We start from the raw sequence: 14,627 nt of genomic DNA, 5'->3' as shown, positions 1-14,627 counted from the left end.
TGCCGTTGCTGTCATTTGTTCAAATCATTGACCATAAGGTTGAGGTTTTCTTCTTATTTAAGATTTTCTTTTAGCCAGGTGGCAAAGGCCTTAAGGGCTCTCCCCCTGTGTGATATCCTGTTCTTTTCCTCCGTTGTCATTTCGGCAAAAGTCTTTTCAAAGCCCTCCGGCCTGAAAATCGGATCGAAGCCAAACCCTTTGCTTCCACGGGCCTCTTCAGTTATGAAACCTTCGACAACGCCTGTGAAGAGATGCAGTTCCCCGTCCCAGTAGGCTATCACGCTTTTGAAGTGTGCTTCTCTGTTTTTTACCCCGCTCATAAGCTTTAATATTCCCTGGTACCCAATGGTCTTGTAAACGTAGGCTGAATAAACCCCTGGAAAGCCTTTTAGAGCCTTAATGAAGAGACCCGAATCGTCGAGGAAAAAGGGTTCCTTAAATCTCTCTGCAATCCACTTGGCCCCGTACTCGGCTACTTCCTCGAGTGTATCCGCTTGGATTTCGGGATAGCTGATCTTCACCTGGTGTACCTCGATTCCAAGCGGTTCTAAGTATTTCCTTGCTTCCCTTACTTTGCCCGGGTTAGAGGTAATAAAGGCCAGCCTCATGAGATCACCTGAGCGGAGAAAAGGAAGAAACCTAAAAAGCTTTGCATCAGTGTATTGTGTAGCCGATTTTCTCGACGAGTTCTCTTCTCTCCTTCTTCTGTTCCTCTGTCTCTATTCTGTTGGCGGCTTTTCCATCGACCACTCCAAGAATGCTTCTTCCCAGTTCGGTCTCTGCCACTATGACCTGGAAGGGATTCTCACTGGCACCGTAAACCATCGCAACGGCTGGATGATTTTTAACGGTGTTCAGAACGTTAATCGGGAATGCGTTTCTCATCAGAATTACGAAGACATGACCTGCACCGATTTTGAGGGCGTTCTTTGCGGCGAGCTCCTCAAGCTCCTCGTCGTTGCCAGTATATCTAGTCAGCTGGGGTTTGGCCTCGTTCATGGCTATTCCAAATTTTATTCCGGGTACTGCCGTGAGAAGAGCCCTAGCAAGATCGTCAACTGTGAATATGGAAAAGTTTCCCTGTCCTATTATGACCTCGACTCCCTCAGGTTTTTCAATGTCCACGACTTCTATCTTCACCATCGCAACCACCGATAAAAATATAACCGCCCCCGATTTAACCTTTTCGTGAAGTATCATGCCTGGGGAGGAGTTTTCCCAGTCTGAAATGGAGTTTCTAATAAGTATACTGGAGAAATATCCAACCGAGAGCCTCAAGAAAATAGCCGAGCTTGAGGGTATCGACTACTATCGACTAAAACGTATCTACGACAAATACTACGGAACAAAACTCACGGTTAATCCGATATATGACATTAAAAAACTTGGCCTTAGGAGTTTTGTTGCCTTCCTCTCCGTTCCTCAGGAGGATCTCTTTGAAGTTGCTGATAGAATGAAGGCGAATCCTTTTATCGTTTACATAAATGCGATGTTCGGCTTTAAGAATGGTATCTCGGCGATACTTTACATCCCCAAGGATCAGGTTGACCTCATTGATGATCTGCTGGCCAAGTACTCCGATGACTATGAGTACTACGAGATGAGAAGTTATCTACACTACTCAGGCGACGATAACTTTGGCGACTGGTACTTAAGCTATCCCTATGCTCAACTCATGGATCTTCACTTGTGGGATGCTCGAAGGCCCATTTCGGAGATAGCTAAAGCCCTCGGAAAGAGCCGATCCACTGTGAACTACATGCTGGACAGGCTCAGAAAGGAGAAAATAATACTTGAGTACATAGTTGTGGTGGATGCCCCGGCCTACGATAGGGGAGTTCTTGGCCTGACCAGGGAGTTTAACGATGAAGTCATTGAAAAGTTCAAAGAGTACGAAATACAGGTTGGGTTCTCTCCAAGGGATGGATGGTATCTTATTGAGTGGTATTTCTCCTCAAAAGAGGATCTGGCATCGAAAATTATGGAGTTCAGCAAGTACGTTGAAAAGCTTGGTATTGAGTATTTCGATGTTTTGAACCCCGTAATGGAAAAATACAGAGAATGGCGCTTTTCAGGGATGGTAAGAAAGGATGGAAAGGGGTACCGTTGCATACTCGATTTTTAATTATAGCAGGATCGGACAGTACTCAAGGCCGTCTATCTCTCCCGTGGCCTGGTATTCAAGGGCACGACAGTCGTGGCATATGTACCTGAACGGGCAGGCTGAGCATCCCTTTATTTTGTCCTTTGTCATTTTCCAGAACTCCTTGAGTTTCCTCTTCTTTCTTATCCTCTTTATATCCCCTTTCCTCACGTCTCCCACAACGAAATTCCTGAGAAGTGGGCAGGGCGTTATATATCCGTCGGCGCTTACTGCAATTGTCCCTGCCAGACAATCATGATACATCTGTGTTGTTGGGTTCTCGCTCATTCTTTTCTCAATAACATTGAACTTCAAAAACCGTGCCGATTTTGGATACAGCAAGTCCGCGTATATTTCAAGGTCACCCGGTTCGTCGAGCTTGTTCAGAAATGTCAGGGCTTCATCTACCTTCTCTTGAGGAACCATCACCAGAAGTCCGTCTACGTGGGGGTTTAGAGAGATCTTCAATATTCTATCGGGATCATATTCGAGCTCTACTATGGTTCTGGCTCCTTCAACAACTTCGTATGCATCTAGATCCTCTTCGAGGACAACGACGTTCACTTCTGGAATCCCAACTTCGACCGCTATCTTTGCAACCTTCGAGAGATCCCTTGGGCTGTCGTAATTCGTTATCCAGACTTCTTCCCCGTTGAGGGCTTTAAAATCCCGAAGAACGTTCCTGATTTCTTCTTCACTGAGCTTTTCCCTCCGGAGGAAGAACCTGTTGTTTCCTATGCAGCCTATTGATCTTGGTATTCCGTGTGCCTCGTCGAACTTTCCCTTTCCTTCTCCAAGATGGAGTATCAGCCGCTCTACATCTCCACTGTGGGCCTTTTTGCTCCATGGTGGCTTCCCGACCGTGACGTTCTGTGGTGTTCTACTCACTGATGAAATACCCAGGGAAGTTCTTACTACTTCAGCCATTAACTTCACCAGAATGGGTTGGGGGCTCGTGTATAAATACTTTTTCTATACGAATTTTGCATTTAACTAAAAGTAGTAATAAAAAAATGGCGAACTACTTGCCATAGTAATCCTCTACAGGAACTGCTTTATCCCCTTCAATCCAGAAAGCCCCTTCTTCGGTGATCTCTTTTTTCCATACGGGGACTCTTTTCTTTACCTCGTCAACCGCCCATATGCAGGCTTCAAAGGCCTCTTTTCTGTGGGGAGCCGATGCCACTATCAGTATGGTACCCTCTCCAACTTTCAGTTCCCCCTTTCTATGCCATATCAGCATGTCAGTTATTCTGAATTTTTTCAATGCCTCTTCCCGTATTTTCTTCATTTCCTCCACGGCCATTTCGTCGTAGACCTCATATATCAGCTTTAGAACCTTCCTTCCATGGCTCTGATTTCTTACCTTTCCCAAGAAAATGACGTATCCTCCGGCTTCGGGGTGTGCTACTATTTCGGTTGCCTTGTTAATGTCGAACGCCTCTTCCAATACGGCAACCTTCTCGTTCATCATTTTCGACACCTGTGCGGGTTGTTTGTTTGGATATTTATGGGTTCTCCTTCGAGGAATCTTTCAGGTTTACGATCTCAAAGGTGTTGTAGGCTAGATCCACTATCAATAACCTGTTGAGAAGGGGTTCTCCAACTCCTGTTATGAGTTTTAGCACCTCCATTACTTGAATGGAACCTATAAAAGCCGCCGTTGCTCCGATTATTGGGAACTTGCCCTTCTTCTCTCTAACGTTTCCAAAGATTTCCCTCAGGCTCATGGTTTTTCCTGGAACTATCGTTGTTACTTGGCCGTACGTCCTCTCAACGGCCCCATGAACGAGGGGCTTTCCAGTTCTCTGAGAGTAATCATCGAGTATGAACCTTGTCTTAAAACTGTCTAAGCAGTCGACTATGATGTTCGCGTCCTTTAGGATCTCATCGACGTTTTCTTCGGTTACCTTAGTTACCACTGGGACAATTTCGATTGATGAGTTGAACCTTCTGAGCTTCCATGCCGCTGAGAGGGGTTTTGGATTCTTACCCAGATCCTCTTCCCAGTGCAGTATCTGCCTGTTGAGATTGCTTAACTCGGGTTTTTCCGAGTCAATCAGGATTATCCTTCCCACACCTGCCGCCGCTAGGTAGAAGGCCACTGGTGATCCAAGGCCTCCGGTTCCGGCAACGGCAACCGTGGACTTTTTGAGTTTTTCCTGTCCTTCGGTTCCCCATATCATTATCTGCCTGCTATACCTTTCCAGGTCACTTTCACTTAGCATGGGATCCCACCATGGTAACTAATTTTGGCTTGTCCCATAAAGTTGCCGATTTCAGTAGTTGCCTGATGGAAATTCCTATATACCTTCTTAAATTAAAGATTGACTGGGGGACTGAAAATGAAAGCGCAGGAAATCGCGAGGTATATTGATCATACCAACCTCAAGCCCTACGCTACCAAGGAGGACATAATTAGGCTCTGCGACGAGGCTATAGAGTACGGTTTCTACGCTGTCTGCGTTAACCCCTACCGTGTTAAGCTTGCCAAGGAGTACCTTCGAGAGAAAAACGCCGATGTTAAGGTGGCAAGCGTCATAGGCTTCCCTCTTGGGGCGACCCCAACTGAAGTTAAGGTTTTCGAGGCAAAGAAAGCCATCGAGGATGGTGCGGACGAGCTCGACATGGTGATAAACATTGGCGCGTTGAAGGATGGGGATTACGACTACGTCAGGAAGGACATTGAGGAAGTCGTTAAAGTGGCCCATGGGAAGGGGGTTAAGGTCAAGGTCATTATAGAGACGTGCTATCTGACGGAGGAGGAGAAAATCAAGGCCTGTGAGCTGGCAAAAGAAGCTGGGGCAGATTTTGTAAAAACATCAACCGGTTTTGGAACCGGTGGGGCTACAGTTGAAGACGTCAGGCTCATGAGAATGGTAGTCGGGCCTGAGATGGGTGTTAAGGCCGCGGGAGGCATAAGAACCTACGAACAGGCTTTGGCAATGATACAGGCAGGAGCCAACAGAATTGGCACTTCCAGTGGGGTCAGCATCGTAAAGGGAGCAAGGGGTGAGTGATTTGGAACTCAAAGAACAAATATTGGAGATAATTGAAAACGCCATTCAGGAACTTAAGGAGGAAGGTCTCTCCCCAGATATTCTCTTAGCTGGTCCTCAGTTTGCCCAGAATGCCTCGGAGGTACTTGATGTCGTTGGTCTTTCGGTCTACGTTATCAGCGAGCTCGAGTACGATGCAGTTGTGGCTGACTCTAGGTACCTCGGTCAGATCAGGAGGGCATCGAAGAGAATTTCGATTGAGCCCCTGATGGTGGAAGAGAACTTATGGGAGGAAATACGGGAACTTTAGATTTTCCCTATTGGTTCTGGCCATTTATCCCATTTTTTAAACAGTGCCGCTAGCCCCGTCCCCAGGATGACCCCCGTTGTGACGGAGGCAAGTAAGGGGGACGTTTGTACGTATGCCTCCCCGATTTTTAGTCCCCTCACGGGGAGCAGGTAGGCGTAATGTATGGCCATTATAGCCAAGGCACCGATGACTGAACCCAGTATGAGGGTTGAAAAGGAGGAATCTCCCCTGGCTATTCTACCCGCCAGAAAACCTCCAGCCACGTACGCAACGAAGAAAATCTCAAAGACTATTGAATCGCTGGATTTGAAATATTCGGCAACACCGGCACCTATACCGGCCATAATCCCCCCGATTTCTCCGAAGGAGAGGGCCGTAAACAGCAGTCCAGTGTAAACGGGTGAAAGGCCGTATACGTACCCATCGATGTTCTTTTGGAATCCGTTTGAGAGTAAACCCAGAAGAAACGAAGCAGTCAGGATGAGCAAAAGATTGCCCTGGGATGTGTTGAAATTCTTCCTATTGTGGATCACATAGTAGAGATAGCCAACGATGCTAGCCAGGATGATAAGCCCAACGGCATTCCCGTTCATTGTTATCGCGGTTCTTTGGACTTTGGACTTTAAAATTCTTTTCCATCCTAAAATCAAAATCAAAGAAAATTGAAGAGAGATCACTGGAGGGCTGCTTTGAGGGCCTCCTCGAAGATCTCCATGGCCACGTCAATCTCTTCCTTGGTGACGATGAGCGGCGGGATGAAGCGAATACTGTTGTCTCCACAGCCGAGGAGCACCAGTCCGCGCTTCGCCGACTCCTTGACGATCCTGTCTCTCAGTTCTGGGTACTTCTCCTTGGTGTCCTTGCTCTTGACTATCTCGACGGCCTGGGCAAGTCCGAGGCCGCGGGCATCGCCGATGACTTCATACTTCTCCTTGAACTCCTCGAGGTACTTGTGGAGGTAGTCGCCGACCTCCTGGACGTGTGGAAGGAGCTCCTTGACTATTTCGACGACCTCTATTCCAGCTGCTATAGCGACCGGGTTGCCGCCGAAGGTGGTCGCGTGCCTTCCGGGCTTGTCGAATGTTATGTCGGCCCTGTGGATAACTCCAGCGAGCGGAAGGCCGCCACCGATGGCCTTTCCAAACTGGATGAGGTCCGGCTCTACTCCAAAGTGCTCGATGGCCCAGAACTTACCGGTCCTTCCAATACCCATCTGAACCTCGTCGTCCGCCAAGAGAATGCCGTATTCGTCGGCGAACTTCTTGAGGGCCTTGAAGAAGCCCTTCGGCGGAACGACGTAGCCGCCTTCACCCTGTATCGGCTCGAAGAATATCGCTCCAATCTCGTGCGGCGGGACGTGCCTGAAGACGTACTCCTCTATGAAGTCGAGAACGCGGTTGGTCAGTTCATCGGGCTCTTCGTAGCCGTCGATTCCCCAGGTGTTCCTGTAGGGGTTTGGATACGGGATGTGGGTAACTCCCGGCATCGTCGGGAAGAACCTGTCTTGCTGAACCCACTTGCTGGCCGTGAGGCTGAGAACAGCCTGCGTCCTTCCGTGGAAGGCGTGGTAGAAAGCCAAGAACTGCTTCCTTCCGGTTCCGTATTTGACGAGCTTCATGGCAGCTTCGTTCGCCTCGGCACCGCTGTTGCCGTAAACAACTTTCCTCTCCATGTCGCCGGGAGCAAGCTCAATTAGCTTTTCGGCCAAGATGATGGCGTTCTCGTAGAAGAAGTCGGTCAGAGAGTAGTGGGTGAACTTCTCGACCTGCTTCTTTATGGCCTCAATGACCCTCGGGTGGGAGTGGCCGACGTTTATAACTCCAACGCCACTCGCGAAGTCGTAGAAGACGTTCCCGTCAACGTCGTAGACCCTTATCCCCTCGCCGCGCTCGATGACTATCGGCAGGTTCTCAGGGTCCTGGGTTGTCATTGCGAGGTATTTGAAGTTCCTCTCTATGACTTCCTTGGCCTTGGGCCCGGGGAGTTCTTTAACACTTGGTCTAATCACCATGATTAATCACCGTGAGGAAGTCGAGCTTTTTCCTATATAAGTCTGTGTTCATCGATGAACATTTTTGACCGAAGATTTTTCGGGAGAACCCGGAAAATCCTCAACTAAGGAGACGTGGAGGGCAAGAAGTGCCGAGAAGGAAGAACGATGGAGGGTGAGAATTTACTCCCCGCTCTTCTCCTTCCACTCCTCAAGGAACTCCTTGGCTGAATTAGCGGCTATCGCTCCCTGACCGACTGCAACCGCTATCTGCTTGAAGACGTTGGTGATATCCCCAGCGGCAAAGATGCCCGGAACCTTCGTGCGCATGTGCATGTCCACCGGGATGTAGCCGTACTCGTCGGTTATGCCGAGGTGCTTGACGAAATCGGTTTTAGGCTCGTAGCCGATGAAGATGAAGACGCCATCCACCTTCATCTCGGTTTCCTCGCCCGTCTTGACGTTTTTCAGCCTAACGGCTTCGACCTTGTTGGTTCCTTTTATCTCCGTCACGACGGTGTTTAGTATTGCCGGAATTCCGCTCTCCTTGAACCTGTCCTGGAGTATCTTGTCGGCCCTGAACTTGTCGCGCCTGTGGACGAGGGTGACGTCAACGCCTATGCTCTTCAGATAGAGGGCCTCCTGAAGTGCCGTGTTTCCACCGCCGACAACTATAACCTTCTTGCCCTTGAAGAGCGGGCCGTCGCAGGTGGCGCAGTAGGAGACGCCTCTTCCTGTGAACTCCTCTTCTCCTGGAACGTTGAGCTTTCTCGGTGCAGCTCCAACGGCTATGATTATCGTTCTGCCCTTGTACTCCTTTCCGTTGGCGGTTTTTACCGTGAACTTGCACGGGCCTTCGTAGTAGGCACATTCGGCCGGGTCTATTCTGACGACTTCGTCGAACACTATATCAACGCCCAGCTTTTTGACGTGCTCGTGCATCCTGTTGGCCAGCTCTGAACCGCTTATTCCCTCCGGAAAGCCCGGGTAGTTCTCGATGAGGTCCGTTAGGGCCATGTTTCCACCGAGGTCTTTGCTGATGATGAGGGTCTCCAGACCGTAGCGGGCCGCGTATATCGCCGCCGTGAAGCCCGCCGGCCCCGCTCCTATGATGAGCACGTCCCAGGTCTTGTTCTCGTACTCACCACTGCGTGAAAATCCTCCGAGGCTGAACATCTCTCTCACCTCCGGGCTTTTCTAACGTGGCTTATTTAAAAGCATTATTGCCCTGATGTGGATAATCAGACCACGACCTTTACCTCCGGTTCCTTAAATTCTGCAGGAGCCTTTCTCCCCGGCGAGACAGTTACCCTTGCCGTGTCGTGCTCGTCCTTTGAGAATGGAACGTCCAGAGTCAGTCTGATGAGATACTCCCCGTGTCCCTCCAGTATTTCCTTTTTCCCAAAGACATCCCGGAGCTTCCTCGGGTCGGAGTGGTTCCTGTCCATTATCAAGATTAGCGGCTTCGTCCAGAACTCCCTTCTGAGTTCTGCTTCACCGCTCCCCTCAACCTCGACGAGTTTCTCCCCGGTGTGGAGCCGATTCTTTTCGGACTCCACCCTGGCGCCCCTGCATTTGCTAACGTTCACGTAGAGCTTCCCGTAAAGGCCGCTTTCGAGGACTTCCACTCTCAGGTGGGCGAACTCCATGTCTCTGGACGCTTCGAGGGTATCCTTCTCAATCTCAACCGAGTACGAGGGGATAATGGGGACTATCACCGCGTTCTTGAACTCTCCCTCCTCGACAATATACGCGGGGAGCTCCACGAGGGCATCGTCGTTCTTTTTCACCTCCACTGAGAACGGCTCCGGGGTGAGCTCTATCTCATCCGCGCTGAGTTTTTCCAGGGCTTCGAAGCTCCTCTCTATGTGGTAGTACCTGTTATTCGAACCCCTCCATTCTCCCCTGAGGACGAACCTTCCTTTACTGAGTTTGGTTTTCAGTGGAAACTTCAGAACGGTTCCTTCCACCGTTACGGACTCTGAAAACCTGCGGCATCTCGCCCTGGCGGATTCCTCCCCTTTTATGGCTATGAGAATCATGCCGACGATTGCGGCAATGAAAAGCAGGAACATCACCGCCCCGGGATCCATTGAATCACCGGGTTTACTACGAAAGGAGGAATAAAAGGATTTTCCTCATATGAGTGAAATCTCCCTGTCGAGGAGCAGGTGGAGCATGTAGCCGCTGAAGGCCGCGAAGCCCACGTAGAGGCCCTCGCCGGTACTCATTCCAAGTCCGTACTCCACTAAGAGGAAAGCTAGGACGCCGTAGATGAACGCAAAGAGGAGGGAGTGGACTATCCCTCTGTGCCGTGGCATGATCCAGGTGAAGCCAAACCAGCCGATCAGTGCCCCCACAACTCCAACGCTCCATGCGGCCGTCTGGTTGAGCCATTCCTCAGTAAAGCTGAACCTGTGAAGGGCCTGGAGGTAAACGGCGCTCCCTACCGCGACTGCCACTATGGGCTTCGTCCCCCTGTGGAGCAGCGCGTTCGGGTGGTCCATGTCCGGCAGATCAGCCCCGAGGACGTAGAGTGCGTAACCGAGGATGAGGGCAATCGAACTGAGCTCAAAGGGGATCCCTGCGTACTCCTTGAGTATTCCCGCGAGGGCCACGGCGAGCGGATAGGTGACTATCCCAGAGAGCACGTGGGCGTCGTAGTTGGGCATCAGGGTCACCCTGTTTTCTTCTCAGCATCTTCCGCCTCCAAGAATTTTCTAACGTAGTAAGGAACCTTGTAGTTCCCCCCAGGATCGCCCACGAGGAACCCTATGGTGACTAGCTTGTTGAGGGCCTCGTAAACCTGGTTTGCGGGTTTTTTGAGCTCTTTGGCCAGGGTGATGTAGCTGACCGGCCCGCCGTTGAACTTGTAAACTATGGCCTCTATCAGATCGCGGTAGTCCTTTGGAACCCTTCTAATGTACTCCTCCAGGCTCTTGGGTTCTTCCAGTATTGTGGTCACGACAAGCTCATCTATGGGGTCAAAGGCCCTCTTCGCTGCCTCACTCAGAACGTAGTGGAGCAGCCTTAAAATCTGTCTGGGGTTGCCCTTTGCCAGATCGTGGATCAGTCTGACGGCCTCGTCTGTAAACGGGTACAGCGGGTTGTCGGTGTCCTTTATCCTTACCCTGTTGAGCCTCTTCTTTACGAGCTCAAAGGTTTCTTCGACGCTCATTGGCCTCAGCTTGAACTCATAGTGGAGGCGCATGAAGAATGCCGGAAATATTTTCGTGTACTCTTCGTAAGCTTCAGGGACTGAGGCAAAGGCAACTATACAACCAGGAGGCATGGTGCTTATCACGTGCCTGAGCATCTCGAAGAACTGTATCTTCTCCTGTTCCCTGGCTCCCTGCATGTTTTCGAGCTCATCCAGAAGAAGGGCCGAGTAGGGGTACTTCCTGAGCTGCTCGACGAGAAGTTCAGCTATGTCCCTGCTCTTGTACTCCTTTGGATCGCTCAGCATTTTCTCCAGCCTGTCTATAAAGCCCAGTTTCCTGCTCAGGTTTTCAAGAAATATGTTTGTCCTGCTCCTCGGTGGTTTCAGGGCGTAGAAGATGTCGCGCGTGAGCTTTAAAATGTCGTTGGTATCAACCTTAACGTATATCGCTTTGCCTCCCTCACGCTCTATCGCTTTGGCTATGCTTTTCAACCTCTGGGTCTTTCCCATTCCGAGGGGCCCCACTATGCTGAGGGCTATGGAGCTTTTGTTGCCGATAACCTCCGAGAGAATCATCGAGAGCCTCATGTCGACCTCCTGGTAAACGTGAATGGCCTCGACTTCCTCGATACCCTCGCTTGCCAGCTGTTCGAAGGGATTCTTGGATAAACCGTATATTTCATACGTCTGAACGGGATAAACTTTAAGTTCCGTGTTCTCCATTTAAATCACCCTGTTTAGTTTGCATTTGGTAAATATAAAAGTTTGTCCACTGGTGAGCCAGGATGGTGGTTTTGGTTATAACGTGTCCCCCTGGAAGGGAGGGAGACGGGATACTCGAACTGGAATGGGCCCTCGGAAAGGTTCATGCCAAGGGAACGGACTGGAGGGGAGTTCTCATAGCCGAGACACCGTTGAGTAAGGATGAAGCAATAAAAAGGCTTCTCTCCTTCGAAACGCAGGCACTCCAGAGGGTTATCCCCCTTGACTGTCTCCTGCCCGCTAGACTTGAGGAGATTGAGAAGAAGGCCATTGAGCTCATGGAAGGGAAAACCGGGACCTTTGCGGTAAGGGCGAAAGTGAGGGGGAACAAAAAGCTCGGTGAGAAGGAGATCGAGAGGATCGTAGGTTCCAGGATCGTGAAAGAGCACGGGTTGGAAGTTAACCTGTCAAACCCGGACTGGGTGGTAGTCGTTGAAGTCATTGGGAAGAAAGCAGGGGTTGGGGTTCTGAGGAAGGACGAGATTCTGAAGTTCGAAGTTAAGGATTGAGATTGATTACCTGATCAACCTCACGGTGAGACCAAAATCCCTCAAAGCCTCAAAATCACTGTCGAGTGTTATCAGAGGCAGATCGTTGGCAAGGCAGACGGCACCGATGAAGAGGTCCCTCAATCCCATCGGGGCTCCCTTTTCCCTCAGCTTTCTGTGAAGGTAAGCCGCAATCTCAGCGGATTTTCCCTCAAATGGAAGCTCAATGAGGGAGTCCAGCCATATCAGGTCATCTTTCCTTGGGAGACCAACCAGAAGTTCAAAGCGCGTTATGGAAGTCACGTAGAAGGTTTTGTCAAACCCCAGGACAGCGTTGAGCACGTCCTCGTTACCCCTGGCTATTTCGATTATCATGTTCGTATTAAGGACTGCCCCCATTCGTCAAACGCCTCCTCTAGCCCTTTGATTCTTTTTTGGCCCCTTCATACTCATCCTCGTTTAGGATTCCAGCGATATGTCGCAGGGCATCGGCGTTGCCCTTTATTTCCCTTAAAAGCTCTCTAAGAAGCTCGCTGAAGGACTTATCCCCCTTGATGCGGAGTATCTCTTTGTAAACGTCATCGGAGATTGTGATGGTTTTAACCATTCGCACCGCCAATACACTGAATGCATGCATCATAATTTAAGCAGTATCCCTTGTCCCCGAAAATTTCTTTAAGAGGATTAACGGAGTAGTATGTGATGAGCATGGAGAGAATTGAGATCAACCCAAGAAAGATGGGAGGAAAACCCGTTATTAAAGGCACAAGGATACCAGTTTACTTCATACTGGAGCTCCTGGCCAACGGGTGGAGCTTCGAAGATATCCTGGAAAACTATCCCCAGCTAACGAGGGAGGACATACTCGCCGCGATCAGGTATGCGAGCATGATATTGAAGGAGGAGCAGTACGTTGGGGTTTTTGGCTGATGAAAACGTCCCCTACGGGGTTGTTAAAAGACTGGCAAACAACGAGGGACGGATTCTAATAACGTTCGACAGAGATTTTGGAACCATACTTTTCGTTGAAGGCCTCAAGCTCCCAGGCTTAATACTCCTGAGGTTCCCTCCCAAAAACGTTGAATACATTTACAAAAACCTCAAAGCTCTTCTTTCGAAGGATATAGACTTTCAAGGGAAGATCGTGAGCGTCCACGAAGACAGAATAAGAATAGGGAAGATGTGAAATCACAGATACCTCTCCTTCACCCAGCGGACGAAGTAGTCCGGGTTCAGCTCCTCGCCGATGGCCTTCTTGAGGAGCTCCTTCGGCGGGTAGATGGAGCCGTACCTGTGGACCCTCTCGCGGAGCCAGGCCTTTATCGGCTCGAACTCGGCTTTAGCTACCTTCTCCTCGAAGTCCGGGATGTCGCGCTTGATGTGGTAATAGAACTGGGCCGCGAGGAGGGTTCCGATGCTGTAGGTCGGGAAGTAGCCTATCGTTCCGTGAGCCCAGTGGATGTCCTGGAGGATTCCCTCAGTGTAGGTCTTCGGCCTTATGCCCAAGAGACGCTCCATCTCCTCGTTCCAGAGCTCAGGGAGATCCTTCGCCTTAACGCCCTCGTTGAGCATCATCCTCTCGAGCTTGAAGCGGAGGAGTATGTGGAAGTTGTAGGTTACCACATCTGATTCGGTCCTGATGAAGTCCGGGCGAACCATGTTGAAGTAGAGGTAGACATCCTCAGGTGTGTAGTTGCCCATGAAGGGCAGGTTCTCCTTCAGGACGGGGTAGATTAGTCCAGCGAACTCCCTCGACCTGCCAATAATGTTCTCCCAGAATCTGCTCTGGCTCTCGTGGATTCCGAGGCTTACTCCACCAGCAATCGGGCTGAACATGAACCTCTCGTCCTGCTGGAGCTCGTAGAGAGCATGCCCGAACTCGTGGACCGTGCTGAGGATAGTTCTCCTGAAGTCGTAGCCTTCGTATCTGGTCGTTATCCTGACGTCGCGAATGCCAAACTCTGTTGTGAACGGGTGAGCGGAAACGTCGAGCCTCGCGCGAACGCCGAGCGGGAAGCCGAACCTCTCGAGTATCCAGATGTTCACCCTCTCCATCTGCTCCCTCTCGTACTTCTCCTTCTCAAGCGGGTGCTCCCTCGGAACTTTGCCCTCTTCCATTATCTTCTCAAGGAGCGGCTTGAGCTCCTTCTCAAGCTTCTCGAACATTTTCTCGACTTCTTTGGTAGTGAGGCCCTCCTCGAAGAGGTCGAGCAAAGCGTCGTAGGGCTCGTTTTCATAGCCGAGGTACTCAGCGGCGCGCTTTGCCAGATCAATAATTTTGTCGAGCCAGGGCTCGAACTTGGAGTAATCGTTGCTCTTCTTGGCCTCTTCCCAGGCCTTGGTGGCCTGGCTCGTAACCTCGCTCATCTCCCTGAGGAACTCCGGCGGGAAGGACTTGCTTATCCTTATCGAGCGGTCGAGGACTCTAACCACACCGCGCTCGTACTCGTTGAGGTCTTCAATCCCCTTGGCCTTCTCAACGAGCTCTACAAACTCCGGCTTGAGGAGGAACTCCTGGCTGAGGACGCTTAACTCGCCCTGGGCAACGCTCCTCTCAAGGATGCCCTCCCTGGGCATGTTGACCTCCATGTCCCAGCCGAGGACGCTCTGGGCGTGGCCAATAGCCCAGATGCGCCTGTACCTCGACAGAATTTCCTTTATCGTTTCATTCTGGAAAACCGACTCCATACTAATCACCGAAAATTTTTGGGCGGGAATCTTTTAAACCTTTTCGATATTCATCTAAACGTGCGAGTAAAAACCGATTACCCCCAC

At 50.4% G+C, this 14,627-nt stretch carries 20 protein-coding genes; 6 read left to right on the top strand and 14 right to left on the bottom strand.

Annotated features, from left to right (window positions below; genetic code table 11):
* Nucleotides 1–53: 53 nt before the first annotated feature.
* Nucleotides 54–608, bottom strand: a complete 555-nt coding sequence (locus A3K92_RS08875) for an XTP/dITP diphosphatase (RefSeq protein ID WP_088885911.1) — start codon at nucleotides 606–608, stop codon at nucleotides 54–56.
* Nucleotides 609–654: 46 nt separating this feature from the next.
* On the bottom strand, nucleotides 655–1,143 hold the full coding sequence (locus tag A3K92_RS08870) for an adenosine-specific kinase (RefSeq protein WP_088885910.1): 489 nt from the start codon (nucleotides 1,141–1,143) through the stop codon (nucleotides 655–657).
* 55 nt (nucleotides 1,144–1,198) lie between these two features.
* On the opposite strand from A3K92_RS08870, the gene A3K92_RS08865 reads away from it, so the two are divergent.
* Nucleotides 1,199–2,125 (top strand): Lrp/AsnC family transcriptional regulator, encoded by a 927-nt coding sequence (locus tag A3K92_RS08865; protein ID WP_088885909.1) that lies wholly within the window; start codon nucleotides 1,199–1,201, stop codon nucleotides 2,123–2,125.
* Here the strand turns inward: A3K92_RS08865 and A3K92_RS08860 are convergent, their stop codons facing one another.
* The 3 genes from A3K92_RS08860 to A3K92_RS08850 form a co-directional block, all read right to left on the bottom strand.
* Nucleotides 2,126–3,070: an SPASM domain-containing protein gene (locus A3K92_RS08860; protein ID WP_088885908.1), complete on the bottom strand. Its 945-nt coding sequence runs from the start codon at nucleotides 3,068–3,070 to the stop codon at nucleotides 2,126–2,128.
* A gap of 94 nt (nucleotides 3,071–3,164) precedes the next feature.
* Nucleotides 3,165–3,617, bottom strand: a complete 453-nt coding sequence (locus tag A3K92_RS08855) for a molybdenum cofactor biosynthesis protein MoaE (protein WP_088885907.1) — start codon at nucleotides 3,615–3,617, stop codon at nucleotides 3,165–3,167.
* A 34-nt stretch (nucleotides 3,618–3,651) separates the two neighbouring features.
* Complete coding sequence (locus tag A3K92_RS08850; RefSeq protein WP_088885906.1) at nucleotides 3,652–4,371, bottom strand: ThiF family adenylyltransferase; 720 nt, start codon at nucleotides 4,369–4,371, stop codon at nucleotides 3,652–3,654.
* Between the two features lie 117 nt (nucleotides 4,372–4,488).
* On the opposite strand from A3K92_RS08850, the gene deoC reads away from it, so the two are divergent.
* Both deoC and A3K92_RS08840 read left to right on the top strand, forming a co-directional pair.
* Entirely contained in the window at nucleotides 4,489–5,163 is a 675-nt protein-coding gene (gene deoC, locus A3K92_RS08845) for a deoxyribose-phosphate aldolase (RefSeq protein WP_088885905.1), read from the top strand.
* Nucleotides 5,156–5,452, top strand: coding sequence for a family 4B encapsulin nanocompartment shell protein (locus A3K92_RS08840; protein ID WP_394335177.1), 297 nt, complete (start codon nucleotides 5,156–5,158; stop codon nucleotides 5,450–5,452). The genes deoC and A3K92_RS08840 overlap by 8 nt, the downstream gene beginning before the upstream one ends.
* Here the strand turns inward: A3K92_RS08840 and A3K92_RS08835 are convergent.
* From A3K92_RS08835 to A3K92_RS08810, 6 genes are all read right to left on the bottom strand, one after another.
* The gene (locus tag A3K92_RS08835; protein ID WP_157722456.1) at nucleotides 5,449–6,045 is read right to left on the bottom strand and encodes a hypothetical protein; all 597 of its coding nucleotides are present in this window, start codon (nucleotides 6,043–6,045) and stop codon (nucleotides 5,449–5,451) included. The two genes, A3K92_RS08840 and A3K92_RS08835, sit on opposite strands and share 4 nt — an antisense overlap.
* Before the next feature lie 80 nt (nucleotides 6,046–6,125).
* Nucleotides 6,126–7,463, bottom strand: a complete 1,338-nt coding sequence (locus A3K92_RS08830; RefSeq protein ID WP_088885902.1) for an ornithine aminotransferase — start codon at nucleotides 7,461–7,463, stop codon at nucleotides 6,126–6,128.
* Between the two features lie 162 nt (nucleotides 7,464–7,625).
* Nucleotides 7,626–8,618, bottom strand: a complete 993-nt coding sequence (trxB, locus tag A3K92_RS08825; RefSeq protein ID WP_088885901.1) for a thioredoxin-disulfide reductase — start codon at nucleotides 8,616–8,618, stop codon at nucleotides 7,626–7,628.
* Between the two features lie 65 nt (nucleotides 8,619–8,683).
* Complete coding sequence (locus A3K92_RS08820) at nucleotides 8,684–9,517, bottom strand: hypothetical protein (protein WP_157722455.1); 834 nt, start codon at nucleotides 9,515–9,517, stop codon at nucleotides 8,684–8,686.
* 63 nt (nucleotides 9,518–9,580) lie between these two features.
* Entirely contained in the window at nucleotides 9,581–10,114 is a 534-nt protein-coding gene (locus tag A3K92_RS08815) for a metal-dependent hydrolase (protein WP_088885899.1), read from the bottom strand.
* A gap of 5 nt (nucleotides 10,115–10,119) precedes the next feature.
* On the bottom strand, nucleotides 10,120–11,325 hold the full coding sequence (locus tag A3K92_RS08810) for an ATPase (RefSeq protein ID WP_088885898.1): 1,206 nt from the start codon (nucleotides 11,323–11,325) through the stop codon (nucleotides 10,120–10,122).
* Nucleotides 11,326–11,387: 62 nt separating this feature from the next.
* On the opposite strand from A3K92_RS08810, the gene A3K92_RS08805 reads away from it, so the two are divergent.
* The gene (locus A3K92_RS08805) at nucleotides 11,388–11,873 is read left to right on the top strand and encodes a THUMP domain-containing protein (RefSeq protein WP_088885897.1); all 486 of its coding nucleotides are present in this window, start codon (nucleotides 11,388–11,390) and stop codon (nucleotides 11,871–11,873) included.
* Between the two features lie 6 nt (nucleotides 11,874–11,879).
* On the opposite strand, the gene A3K92_RS08800 is transcribed toward A3K92_RS08805, so the two are convergent.
* Complete coding sequence (locus A3K92_RS08800) at nucleotides 11,880–12,251, bottom strand: type II toxin-antitoxin system VapC family toxin (RefSeq protein WP_088885896.1); 372 nt, start codon at nucleotides 12,249–12,251, stop codon at nucleotides 11,880–11,882.
* A 16-nt stretch (nucleotides 12,252–12,267) separates the two neighbouring features.
* The gene (locus tag A3K92_RS08795; RefSeq protein ID WP_232460871.1) at nucleotides 12,268–12,459 is read right to left on the bottom strand and encodes an antitoxin VapB family protein; all 192 of its coding nucleotides are present in this window, start codon (nucleotides 12,457–12,459) and stop codon (nucleotides 12,268–12,270) included.
* A gap of 95 nt (nucleotides 12,460–12,554) precedes the next feature.
* On the opposite strand from A3K92_RS08795, the gene A3K92_RS08790 reads away from it, so the two are divergent.
* Together A3K92_RS08790 and A3K92_RS08785 are read left to right on the top strand one after the other, a co-directional pair.
* A complete protein-coding gene (locus tag A3K92_RS08790; protein ID WP_232460870.1) occupies nucleotides 12,555–12,782 on the top strand; it encodes a DUF433 domain-containing protein in 228 nt (75 codons plus the stop codon).
* Nucleotides 12,766–13,038 carry a DUF5615 family PIN-like protein gene (locus A3K92_RS08785; RefSeq protein WP_157722454.1) on the top strand — a complete coding sequence of 91 codons (273 nt, stop codon included), beginning with the start codon at nucleotides 12,766–12,768 and terminating at the stop codon, nucleotides 13,036–13,038. Before A3K92_RS08790 ends, A3K92_RS08785 begins: the two co-directional genes overlap by 17 nt.
* Nucleotides 13,039–13,040: 2 nt before the next feature.
* On the opposite strand, the gene A3K92_RS08780 is transcribed toward A3K92_RS08785, so the two are convergent.
* Nucleotides 13,041–14,540, bottom strand: a complete 1,500-nt coding sequence (locus A3K92_RS08780; protein WP_088885893.1) for a carboxypeptidase M32 — start codon at nucleotides 14,538–14,540, stop codon at nucleotides 13,041–13,043.
* Nucleotides 14,541–14,627: the final 87 nt, after the last annotated feature.

It is taken from the genome of Thermococcus gorgonarius (genome assembly GCF_002214385.1).
GTDB classification, from domain to species: domain Archaea; phylum Methanobacteriota_B; class Thermococci; order Thermococcales; family Thermococcaceae; genus Thermococcus; species Thermococcus gorgonarius.
Note: the sequence above shows the minus strand (reverse complement) of the source record. Positions and strands in the feature narration are given on the sequence as shown.